At 68.5% G+C, this 10,175-nt stretch carries 10 protein-coding genes; all 10 read left to right on the top strand.

The window, feature by feature from the left end:
- Positions 1-111 precede the first annotated feature (111 nt).
- Complete coding sequence (locus IPZ69_RS44775) at positions 112-720, top strand: CDP-alcohol phosphatidyltransferase family protein (protein ID WP_235460662.1); 609 nt, start codon at positions 112-114, stop codon at positions 718-720.
- A 114-nt stretch (positions 721-834) separates the two neighbouring features.
- The gene (locus IPZ69_RS44770) at positions 835-3,330 is read left to right on the top strand and encodes a mannose-1-phosphate guanyltransferase (protein ID WP_235460661.1); all 2,496 of its coding nucleotides are present in this window, start codon (positions 835-837) and stop codon (positions 3,328-3,330) included.
- A gap of 166 nt (positions 3,331-3,496) precedes the next feature.
- Entirely contained in the window at positions 3,497-4,336 is an 840-nt protein-coding gene (locus IPZ69_RS44765) for a DUF881 domain-containing protein (RefSeq protein WP_235460663.1), read from the top strand.
- A complete protein-coding gene (locus IPZ69_RS44760) occupies positions 4,333-4,665 on the top strand; it encodes a small basic family protein (protein WP_003988855.1) in 333 nt (110 codons plus the stop codon). The genes IPZ69_RS44765 and IPZ69_RS44760 overlap by 4 nt, the downstream gene beginning before the upstream one ends.
- Positions 4,666-4,670: 5 nt before the next feature.
- Positions 4,671-5,507 (top strand): DUF881 domain-containing protein, encoded by an 837-nt coding sequence (locus tag IPZ69_RS44755; RefSeq protein WP_235460660.1) that lies wholly within the window; start codon positions 4,671-4,673, stop codon positions 5,505-5,507.
- Positions 5,508-5,697: 190 nt separating this feature from the next.
- On the top strand, positions 5,698-6,528 hold the full coding sequence (locus tag IPZ69_RS44750) for an FHA domain-containing protein (RefSeq protein WP_235460659.1): 831 nt from the start codon (positions 5,698-5,700) through the stop codon (positions 6,526-6,528).
- A 20-nt stretch (positions 6,529-6,548) separates the two neighbouring features.
- Positions 6,549-7,286: a transcriptional regulator FtsR gene (gene ftsR / locus IPZ69_RS44745; protein WP_235460658.1), complete on the top strand. Its 738-nt coding sequence runs from the start codon at positions 6,549-6,551 to the stop codon at positions 7,284-7,286.
- Positions 7,287-7,372: 86 nt separating this feature from the next.
- The gene (locus IPZ69_RS44740; RefSeq protein ID WP_026253112.1) at positions 7,373-7,846 is read left to right on the top strand and encodes a bifunctional nuclease family protein; all 474 of its coding nucleotides are present in this window, start codon (positions 7,373-7,375) and stop codon (positions 7,844-7,846) included.
- A gap of 260 nt (positions 7,847-8,106) precedes the next feature.
- On the top strand, positions 8,107-8,751 hold the full coding sequence (locus IPZ69_RS44735; protein ID WP_235460657.1) for a MerR family transcriptional regulator: 645 nt from the start codon (positions 8,107-8,109) through the stop codon (positions 8,749-8,751).
- Between the two features lie 83 nt (positions 8,752-8,834).
- The coding region (locus IPZ69_RS44730; RefSeq protein ID WP_235460656.1) for a DNA polymerase IV at positions 8,835-10,175 on the top strand (1,341 nt) is incomplete at its 3' end.

Below are 10,175 nucleotides of genomic sequence, written 5' to 3'. Positions count from 1 at the left end.
TCCCTTTAGAGCTCTGGCTCTTGGGCAATACAGCCCAGGAGCCAGAGCTTTTTTGCGTTGAGGTAGGGTCAGGGGGCATCGTTCGCACGTTTTCCCACAGGAGGCCCCCGGGTGGAGGTCCAGGAGACCCGCGTCCAGACGGACCGAGTCCTCACCATCCCGAACATCCTCAGCATGGCGCGGCTCGCCGGCGTCCCCCTCTTCCTGTGGTTGATCCTCAGGCCGGAGTTCGGGGGTCCGCAGAGCGACGGTTGGGCCCTCCTGGTGCTGGCGCTGAGCGGGGTCAGCGACTACCTCGACGGTAAGCTCGCGCGGCGCTGGAATCAGATCAGCAACCTCGGCAGGCTTCTTGATCCCGCGGCCGACCGCCTCTACATTCTCTCGACGTTGGTCGGTCTCACCTGGCGGGAGATCCTGCCGATCTGGTTGACGGCTGTGCTGCTGGCGCGAGAGTTGGTTCTGCTGGTGATGGTGGGCATCCTCAGGCGTCACGGCTATCCCCCGCCCCAGGTGAACTTCCTCGGGAAGGCAGCCACCTTCAATCTGATGTATGCCTTCCCGTTGCTCCTGCTCAGTGACGGCACCACCTGGTTCTCGTCACTCGCTGCAATTTTCGGATGGGCGTTCGCCGGGTGGGGTACAACGCTCTACTGGTGGGCAGGAGTGCTCTACGTGGTGCAAGTCCGCCGACTGGTGCGTGCGGACGCCATGGCCGATTGAGCTCGGCGATTGTCCGGACGTAGTGGCTCGATGGCCCACGGCGGAAAAGTGCGGGACAATCTGGACGGGTGAAGTCGGCTAGACCGTCGTCTCTTGGAGGAGGACGCTTCCGACATGAAGGCCGTCGTGATGGCCGGTGGTGAAGGCACTCGCCTTCGCCCCATGACCTCTAGCATGCCCAAGCCGCTCCTGCCCGTGGCAAACCGCCCGATCATGGAGCACGTGCTGCGGCTGCTCAAAAGGCATGGGCTCACCGAGACCGTCGTCACCGTGCAGTTCCTGGCTTCGCTCGTCAAGAACTACTTCGGAGACGGCGAGGAGCTCGGAATGGAGCTCACGTATGCCAACGAGGAGAAGCCACTCGGTACCGCCGGAAGCGTCAAGAACGCCGAGGAGGCGTTGAAGGACGATGCTTTCCTTGTCATCTCCGGCGATGCGCTGACCGACTTCGACCTCACCGAGCTGATCCACTTCCACAAGGAAAAGGGCGCGTTGGTCACTGTCTGTCTGACGCGTGTACCCAATCCGTTGGAATTCGGCATCACCATCGTCGATGAAGAAGGAAAGGTCGAGCGTTTCCTGGAGAAACCGACCTGGGGGCAGGTCTTCTCCGACACGGTGAACACGGGCATCTACGTCATGGAGCCCGAGGTCTTCGACTACGTCGAACCCGATGTCCCCGTCGACTGGTCCGGCGATGTGTTCCCGCAGCTCATGAAGGAGGGCAAGCCGGTCTACGGCTTTGTCGCCGAGGGCTACTGGGAGGACGTCGGTACGCACGAGAGCTATGTGAAGGCTCAGGCCGACGTCCTGGAGGGCAAGGTCGACGTCGAGATCGACGGTTTCGAGATCTCGCCCGGCGTGTGGGTGGCGGAGGGTGCCGAGGTGCATCCCGATGCCGTACTGCGCGGACCGCTCTATGTGGGTGACTACGCCAAGGTCGAGGCCGGCGCCGAAATCCGTGAGCACACGGTCGTCGGGTCGAACGTCGTGGTGAAGAGCGGCGCCTTCCTGCACAAGGCCGTTGTGCACGACAACGTGTACATAGGCCAGCACAGCAATCTGCGGGGCTGCGTCGTCGGCAAGAACACCGACATCATGCGCGCGGCCCGGATCGAGGACGGCGCGGTCATCGGCGACGAGTGCCTGATCGGCGAAGAATCGATCGTGCAGGGCAATGTCCGGGTCTACCCGTTCAAGACCATCGAGGCTGGCGCGTTCGTCAACACCTCGGTCATCTGGGAGTCCCGGGGACAGGCGCATCTGTTCGGCGCCCGTGGGGTGACCGGCATCCTGAACGTGGAGATCACGCCCGAGCTGGCCGTCCGGCTGGCCGGTGCCTACGCGACGACCCTCAAGAAGGGGTCCACCGTCACCACGGCCCGCGACCACTCCCGCGGCGCCCGTGCGCTCAAGCGGGCGGTCATCTCCGCCCTGCAGGCCAGCGCCATCGACGTACGGGACCTGGAGAACGTACCGCTGCCCGTGGCACGGCAGCAGACAGCGCGCGGCAGTGCCGGCGGGATCATGATCCGGACCTCTCCGGGTGTGCCGGACTCGGTCGACATCATGTTCTTCGACGGGCAGGGTGCCGATCTCTCGCAGGCGAGCCAGCGCAAGCTGGACCGGATCTTCGCGCGGCAGGAGTACCGGCGCGCGTTCCCCGGTGAGATCGGCGATCTGCACTTCCCGGCGAGCGTCTTCGACTCGTACACCGGCTCGCTGCTCCGCAATGTCGACACGACCGGTGTCGCCGAGTCGGGGCTCAAGGTGGTCGTGGACGCGTCCAACGGCAGCGCCGGGCTCGTCCTGCCGAGCCTGCTCGGCAAGCTCGGTGTGGACTCGCTGACGATCAATCCCGGCCTCGACGAGTCCAGGCCCACGGAGACGGCCGACATGCGGCGGTCGGGGCTGGTGCGCCTCGGCGAGATCGTGGCGTCCTCGCGGGCCGCGTTCGGTGTGCGGTTCGACCCCGTGGGTGAGCGGCTGTCCCTGGTGGACGAGAAGGGCCGCATCATCGAGGACGACCGGTCACTGCTGGTGATGCTCGACCTGGTGGCCGCCGAGCGGCGCAGCGGGCGGGTGGCTCTGCCGGTGACCACGACCAGGATCGCCGAGCAGGTGGCCGCCTATCACGGGACCCAGGTCGAGTGGACCACCACCTCTCCCGACGACCTCACGCGCGTGGGGCGTGAGGAGGGGACCATCTTCGGTGGTGACGGCAAGGGCGGGTTCATCGTCCCCGAGTTCAGCAGCGTCTACGACGGTACGGCGGCGTTCGTACGGTTGATCGGGCTGGTGGCGCGGACGCAGCTCACGCTCAGCCAGATCGACGCCCGGATCCCGCGGGCGCATGTCCTCAAGCGGGACCTGGCGACCCCGTGGGCCGTCAAGGGACTGGTGATGCGCCGGGTCGTCGAGGCGGCCGGAGATCGCTTTGTCGACACGACCGACGGTGTACGGGTCGTGGAGGCCGACGGGCGCTGGGTGATGGTGCTGCCCGACCCGGCCGAGGCGGTCACGCATCTGTGGGCCGAGGGGCCGGACGACGCCTCTGCCCAGGCCCTTCTCGACGAGTGGTCGGCGGTTGTGGACAGCGCCGGACGGTAAAACCTCTGCACGCGTGCGTGCCGGACAAGTGTCCCCAAGCGGGCCTGTCCGGCACGCCGGAGGGGCCGTTCGGAGGTACTGGTCGCAACGTGCGACTATGTGCGGCATGCCGCAGCAACCCCCCGTTCGGAGCAAGCCCACGCGGCCGCCACGCCCGGACGCCTCCATGTCGTTGATCACCAACGTCATGGACCACAGCCTCGACGACGGGTATGCGGAGGCTGCCGCCCGGAAGAAGTCCCAGGGCGAAGGCGGCATGCCGAAGACCCTCAGGGCGAAGCTCGGCCTCGCCGCCGGTCTGGTGCTCGCGGCGCTCGTCGTGACCGTCGGGGCGGCCCAGGCCCGCGTGGCGGCGCCCGCCGTCGCCAAGGAGCGCCAGGAGCTGATCGACCGCATCGACCGGGAGAGCTCGGCTGCGGACAAGCTCGAAGGCGCCGTCGACGACCTGCGTGACGACGTGAGCGCCCGGCAGCGGGCGGCGCTCCGCAAGAGCGGTGGCGGCGCCCGGACGGACCTCATGGGCGTCCTGTCGGGCGCGACGGCGGTGCACGGGCCCGGCGTCAAGCTCGTCGTGAACGACGCCAAGGAAGCCACCACGGGCGGTAACGGCTCCAATCCGCGCGAGACCTCCGGTTTCTCCGACACCGGACGGGTGCGCGACCGTGACATGCAGCGCGTCGTGAACGGGCTGTGGGCCTCGGGGGCCGAGGCCATCTCCATCAACGGGCAGCGGCTGACCGCCCTGTCCGCGATCAGGGCCGCGGGTGACGCGATACTGGTCGACAACAAACCGCTGGTGCCGCCCTACACGGTCCTGGCGGTGGGGGACGGGGAGAAGCTGAGCACCAGGTTCCAGAACAGCGCCGACGGGCTGTATCTGCACGCCCTGGACGAGAACTACGGCATCCGGACCGGCATCTCCACGGAGACCGACCTCCGGCTTCCCGCCGCACCGAGTGTGATCGTACGTACCGCACAGCCGAGCACTGAGAAGGGCACATCGTGATCGCCGTACTGGGCCTCGTCGTGGGAGTCGTGGCCGGCCTGTTGGTTCGACCTGAGGTTCCGGCGGTCGTCGAGCCTTATCTGCCGATCGCCGTCGTCGCGGCGCTCGACGCCGTCTTCGGCGGCCTGCGGGCCATGCTCGACGGGATCTTCGACGACAAGGTCTTCGTGGTGTCGTTCCTGTCGAACGTCGTCGTGGCCGCGCTGATCGTCTTCCTCGGCGACAAGTTGGGCGTGGGCGCGCAGCTGTCCACCGGTGTCGTGGTGGTCCTCGGTATCCGTATCTTCTCCAACGCCGCGGCGATCCGGCGGCACGTGTTCCGGGCGTGAGTGGGATGAGCAACCAGGACGAGCAGCCGGAGAACAGGCTGCGCAAGGAACTGCCCGACGAGGTCCCCGCGGTGGGTCCCGAGGCCGGGCCGGAGGCCGACGAGAAGCCGGAGGCCGCGCTCACCGGACGCCAGCGGCTGGTGAAGGGCCTGTGGCCGCCGCGCGTCACCCGGGCCCAACTCATCGTCGCCCTGCTGCTGTTCGGCCTCGGATTCGGCCTCGCGGTGCAGGTGGCGTCGAACAGCGACAGCGACAGCGCGCTGCGCGGTGCCCGCCAGGAAGATCTTGTTCGCATCCTCGATGAACTGGATGACCGTACTCAGCGTCTTGAGGACGAGAAGCAAGGTCTCGAAAAGCAGCGCGACGAACTGCGGAACAGTTCGAACCAGGCCGCGGAGGCCCGCAAACAGACGGTCGAGAAGGAGAAGCAACTCGGCGTACTCGCGGGCACCGTGGCCGCGCAGGGACCGGGCATCACGATCACCATCGACGACACGAAGGGGACGGTCCAGGCGGACATGCTGCTCGACGCGATCCAGGAGCTGCGCGCGGCCGGCGCGGAGGCGATCCAGGTCAACGACGTGCGTGTCGTCGCCGGTACGTATCTGACCGACTCCGACAAGAGCGTGAGCGTCGACGGGAACAAGATCAACGCCCCCTATCGTTTCAAGGTCATCGGCAAGCCGCAGGACCTCGAACCGGCCCTCAACATCCCCGGAGGCGTGGTGCAGACTCTTGAGAAGGAGCAGGCCACCGTGACGGTGGAGCGGTCGGACAAGATCGTTGTTGATGCCTTGCGACCGGCGAAGCAGCCTGACTACGCTCGGTCGTCCTCCCAGTGAACCGACGGTGCATGGGGGACATCCGGCGAGGGCATGAGGTTGCGGGGGGTCGGCGCACCGAAGAGGTGGTGCGTGGTGGAAACTGTCTGGTGGATACGGACGTTGTAAGGATGTCCGGGTCGGCCGGTGTATTCAGTCAGGGTTCGTCCTGCCCCACGGGCGGGTCTGTTTCGGTCAAGGGGAATCGCCCGTGAAGTTGTTTGCGAAGTTGTTCGGCAAGAGCGCGCGAGAGGGTAGCGACAACGCGACCGCTCGCCATCGCGCACAGCCTGACGCAGAGGGCCAGCGCCCGCTGTTCCGTGACCAGGTCGCTGGTCCGGGCGGTGACATTTCCGGAGGTCAGGGCGCGCCGTCTGTTGACCCTGGCCAGTCCGGCGGCATAGGTTTCGGGCAACCGTCAACCTCAAGTACGGGTGGAGGGTTTGCCTCCGGCCCGTATACGTCCAATGCGCCGGCGGGGCAGCCGCGGCAGGAGGATCCGTCCATGTCGGTCCTGGTGTGTACGAGGTGCGGTAACCGCAACGCGGAGAACGCCCGCTTCTGTTCGAACTGTGGCGCGCCGCTGCGTGCCGGGGCGACCGCGGAGCGTCCGTCCGAGACGACGTCCACGATCTCGATCTCCGGTATCGAGGCCTACGACGCCGAGGTCACCGGTCAGACGCAGATGCCGGCGCTGTCTCCGGAGGCGCAGGCCGCCGTGGATGCCCTGCCGCTCGGCTCGGCGCTGCTGGTGGTGCGTCGCGGCCCGAACTCGGGCAGCCGCTTCCTGCTGGACGGCGAGCTCACCACGGCCGGGCGTCATCCGCAGAGCGACATCTTCCTGGACGACGTGACGGTCTCGCGCCGCCATGTGGAGTTCCGGCGCTCCCCGGACGGCTCGTTCACGGTGGCCGACGTGGGCAGCCTGAACGGCACGTACGTCAACCGGGAGCGGATCGACCAGGTCGCTCTGTCGAACGGTGACGAGGTGCAGATCGGCAAGTACCGGCTGGTGTTCTACGCGAGCCGGCAGGGCATCTGACCCACCCCCAGGGAAGGTCCATGCTTCAATCACCGAGCGGCGGTGCCGGCCACGGCGCCGCCGTCACGGACAGTGGGCTGATGAGCATCGGCACGGTGCTGAACGTGCTGCGCGACGAGTTCCCCGAAGTCACCATCTCCAAGATCCGCTTCCTGGAGGCGGAGGGGCTCATCGAGCCGCAGCGGACCCCGTCGGGGTACCGCAAGTTCAGCACCGAGGACGTCGAGCGCCTCGGACACGTCCTGAGGATGCAGCGGGACCACTATCTGCCGCTCAAGGTCATCCGGGAGCACCTGGACGCCATGGCGCGGGGCGAAGCCGTACAGCTGCCGGTCGTGGGGCGTCAGCGGGACGGGGAGACCGTCCTGGAGCCCCTCGAAACGCCCACGGCGGCGCGGATCGGGCGGGCCGAGCTGATCTCGGCCGCCGAGATCGAGGAGCGCGACCTCCAGGAGTGGGAGTCGTACGGCCTCATCGCACCCCTGGAGGACGGGGTGTACGACGCGGAGTCGGTCACCGTGGCCTCGCTCGTCGCCGAGCTGGGGCGGTTCGGGATCGAGCCGCGGCACCTGCGGGTGATGAAGGCCGCCGCCGACCGCGAGGCCGGGCTCGTGGATCAGGTGGTGGCCCCTCTGAAGCGCCACCGCAACCCGCAGACCAGGGCTCATGCGGAGGCTCGCACGAAGGAGCTGGCGGTGCTGACCGTCAAGCTGCACGCCGCACTGGTACAGACCGCGCTCGGGGTGCGGCTGCCTTGAGCGGTGCTGGTGCATGGGCGGCCGGATCGGGCAACCGTTCCCGGCCCGACTACCCAAACGTCCCGGGCACGGCCTAGGGTTGCTGTGTGAACGAGCTCGATGTCGTAGGTGTCCGGGTCGAAATGCCCTCCAACCAACCGATCGTGCTCCTGCGTGAAGTGGGAGGCGACAGGTACCTCCCCATCTGGATCGGGCCGGGGGAGGCGACGGCCATCGCCTTCGCCCAGCAGGGCATGGCCCCGGCGCGACCGCTGACGCACGACCTGTTCAAGGACGTGCTGGAGGCCGTTGGTCAGGAGCTCACCGAAGTACGCATCACCGATCTGCGTGAGGGCGTCTTCTACGCGGAGCTGGTCTTCGCCAGCGGCGTCGAGGTGAGCGCCCGCCCGTCCGATGCCATAGCGCTGGCCCTGCGCACCGGGACGCCGATCTACGGCAGTGACACGGTGCTCGACGACGCGGGCATCGCGATTCCGGACGAGCAGGAGGACGAGGTGGAGAAGTTCCGCGAGTTCCTCGACCAGATCTCGCCCGAGGACTTCGGCACCAGCAGTCAGTGAGACGGGCGGCCGCCCCGCGGACTCGCCGTCCGTGCCGGTTCGTTCGCGGCCCTTGGCCGCCGTGGAGAGGGCAATTGCCAGCGGCCATTGAGAGCGTCCTGCGGCCCCCCGCCAGAGCATTCGGCTAGCCTTTCCCCGCGGTGGGGCACGGGAAACCACTCCTAGGGTGATTATCACTCGGCGTGCCGAGTGTGGCGATCGTTGACGCACCCCTGGTGACTGCCTACCGTCGAGAAGGCAGGTCAAGGACGGAGGTCGGCGTGAGCAGCAGCGGCGACGGTACGGCTGGGGGTGCCCCCGGACACGGTTTCGGGGAGAGCGGTCCGTACCGGCTTCACGGCAGCGCGGCCGACCACGTTCCGCAGCGGCCGACGGCTGTGCCGAGCAGCGGAGGGGCGGCGTCCATGACGTCCGAGGAGATCGGCTACCGCGGTCCGACGGCCTGCGCGGCCGCCGGCATCACCTACCGGCAGCTCGACTACTGGGCCCGCACCGGGCTGGTCGAGCCGAGCGTGCGGCCCGCCTACGGGTCGGGTACGCAGCGTCTGTACAGCTTCCGGGACGTCGTCGTCCTGAAGATCGTGAAGCGGTTCCTGGACACCGGCGTGTCCCTGCAGAACATCCGTACGACCGTCCAGCACCTCAGGGAACGCGGTTTCCGCGACCTGGAGCGCATGACGCTGATGAGCGACGGTGCCACGGTCTACGAGTGCACCTCGCCGGACGAGGTCCACGCCCTGCTGCAGGGCGGGCAGGGGATCTTCGGGATCGCCGTCGGCGTGGTGTGGCGGGACGTGGAGAGCGCGCTCTCCCAGCTGCACGGGGAGCGGATCGACACCGGTGAGACGCTCGTCGGGCACAACCCCGCGGACGAGCTGGCGCGGCGGCGCAACCGGGCGGTCTGAGCGCTCGCCCCTCGGGGCACGGGGCAAGCCCGTCGGGGCCTTGTTCCGGGGCGTTGTCAGTGGCGTGGTGCAGCATCGGAGATGTGAGAAACGCGCCCACGATCCTGCATCTCGACATGGATGCCTTCTTCGCCTCGGTGGAGCAGGCGTCCAAGCCGAGCCTGCGCGGGAAGGCCGTGATCGTGGGCGGGCTCGGGCCGCGAGGGGTGGTGGCCACCGCGTCCTACGAGGCCCGGGTCTTCGGGGTCAATTCGGCGATGCCCATGGCCCAGGCGCGTCGGCTGGCGCCGAACGCCGCGTATCTCGTGCCGCGCTTCCATGTCTACCGGACGATCAGCGAGCAGGTGATGACCCTGCTGCGGGAGCTGTCCCCGCTGGTGGAGCCCTTGAGCCTGGACGAGGCGTTCGTGGATCTGGAGGCCGGGGGGACGGCCTGGGACGAGGCGTCGGCGCGGTTGGCCGGGGGGAAGCTGCGCGCGGACATACGGGCCGTCACGGGGCTCACGGGGTCGGTGGGGCTCGCCGCCTCCAAGATGCTCGCGAAGATCGCCTCCGAGCAGGCCAAGCCCGACGGGCTGGTGCTGATCGAGCCCGGGACCGAGCGGGCGCTGCTGGCGCCCATGTCGGTGCGGACCCTGCCGGGGGTGGGGCCGGCCACCGGTGACCACCTGCGGCGGGCCGGGATCACCACGGTCGAGGAGATCGCCGAGGCGGGGGAGGACGAGCTCGTCCGGCTTCTGGGCAAGGCCCACGGGCACGCGCTGTACGCCATGGCGCTGGCGCACGACGAACGGCCCGTGGTCGCCGAGCGGGAGGCCAAGTCCGTCTCCGTCGAGGACACGTACGACGTGGACATCCACGACCGGGTCAGGGTGGGGCTGGAGGTGCAGCGGCTGGCCGACCGGTGCGTGCGGAGGCTGCGCGGGGCCGGGTTGTCGGGGCGGACCATCGTGCTGAAGGTGCGGCGGTACGACTTCTCGACGCTGACCAGGTCGGAGACGTTGCGTGGGCCCACGGACGATCCTTCGGTGGTCCGGGAGGCGGCCGCCCGGTTGCTGGAGGCCGTGGACACGACGGGTGGCGTGCGGTTGCTCGGGGTGGGAGTGTCCGGGCTCGCCGACTACACCCAGGAGGACCTCTTCGCCCAGGCGGCGGGTGAGCGGGGTGACCTGGGGCCGGAAGAGGTCGCGGCCGAGCCCGCGGCCGAGGAGCCCGCGGCCGCCGAGCGGCACTGGTCCGCAGGCCATGACGTCCGGCACGCTGAGCACGGGCACGGCTGGGTCCAGGGCAGCGGCCTCGGCCGGGTCACGGTGCGCTTCGAAACACCGGACTCACCGCCCGGCCGCGTCCGCACGTTCCGGGTCGACGACCCACACCTGGAGCCGACGGACCCACTTCCCCTGGTCTCACGCGGGGAGCCGCCG

It is taken from the genome of Streptomyces olivochromogenes (assembly GCF_021538895.1).
Lineage (GTDB): Bacteria > Actinomycetota > Actinomycetes > Streptomycetales > Streptomycetaceae > Streptomyces > Streptomyces olivochromogenes_A.
The sequence above is the reverse complement of the archived record's forward strand: the minus strand, read 5'-3'. Positions and strand labels throughout refer to the sequence as shown.